2 protein-coding genes are annotated in these 852 nt (G+C 45.2%); both read right to left on the bottom strand.

Going from position 1 to position 852, the window contains the following annotated elements:
• Nucleotides 1–186: 186 nt before the first annotated feature.
• Nucleotides 187–447 (bottom strand): hypothetical protein, encoded by a 261-nt coding sequence (locus E0E41_RS18775; RefSeq protein ID WP_207303267.1) that lies wholly within the window; start codon nt 445–447, stop codon nt 187–189.
• A 129-nt stretch (nt 448–576) separates the two neighbouring features.
• The coding region (locus E0E41_RS18770; protein ID WP_207303266.1) for a hypothetical protein at nt 577–852 on the bottom strand (276 nt) is incomplete at its 5' end.

Raw genomic sequence — 852 nt, 5'->3', positions numbered from 1 at the left:
TTTCCCAGCTCTATACTGTCTGGCTGACCGCCATTTTTTGAAATGCACAGCGGTTTAATTTGGTGCACCCTTTTCCTTTGCTCGTTTCCTTTGAAAGTTTTACTTGACTTTTGTTAGCAGGTCTTTTGTAACACAATCAAACTCTATGGCTGTGTCAGATCTGACTAGCTACAACTTCAAATTGTGTTACGATTTATTTATCTTTTGATCATAAATCTTCTTATACTGATTCAAAGATTCAGAAGAAGTCCGAAACCCGTTAGCGACATATCCAACATTGGAACGAAAGCCGGTTATCAGAGAAAGCAAGGACAGTGAAAAGCGAATTATAAAAAAGCCAATTGCAACCTTTGCCAAAGGAATACCAAAGCCGGGAACGGTGAAGCTGGAGAACAACGACCACACGCCGGAAAAGAACGTAGTCATGATTTCCTGCATAGTTTCCATGGGTAAACCTCCTTTGAAAGAGCACGGTCAAAAGTTTTTTCTTGCAGTAAAAACAGGGGCGGGAAGCGCCTGGGGTATCCTGGGATACCCCAGGCAGGAGAGACACCGCAGAGAGCCGGAAAAGGGCCTTTACAGCCAACCTGTGATAAAGCTAAGGACAGCCGAAATAATGGAAAGTACGGCAGACACCAGCTTGACCAACACAATGAGGAAAAGCAGAGCAACCAGGGCCAAAAGCGGCAGGCGGAGAATCAATGGCATCCACTCAATAGATGCAATCAACACACCAAACATACGGCACCTCACAAAATGAGATTGCGGATCATCACAAAGCCGATTGCCACGGCAAAGAACAAAGCGATAATCAACTTTAGAGCCAAGGGGAAGGCAGACCAGAGGGACAGC

Origin of the sequence: Intestinimonas massiliensis (ex Afouda et al. 2020) (genome assembly GCF_900626285.1) — a bacterium.
GTDB lineage: Bacteria > Bacillota > Clostridia > Oscillospirales > Oscillospiraceae > Flavonifractor > Flavonifractor massiliensis_A.
Note: the sequence above shows the minus strand (reverse complement) of the source record. Positions and strands in the feature narration are given on the sequence as shown.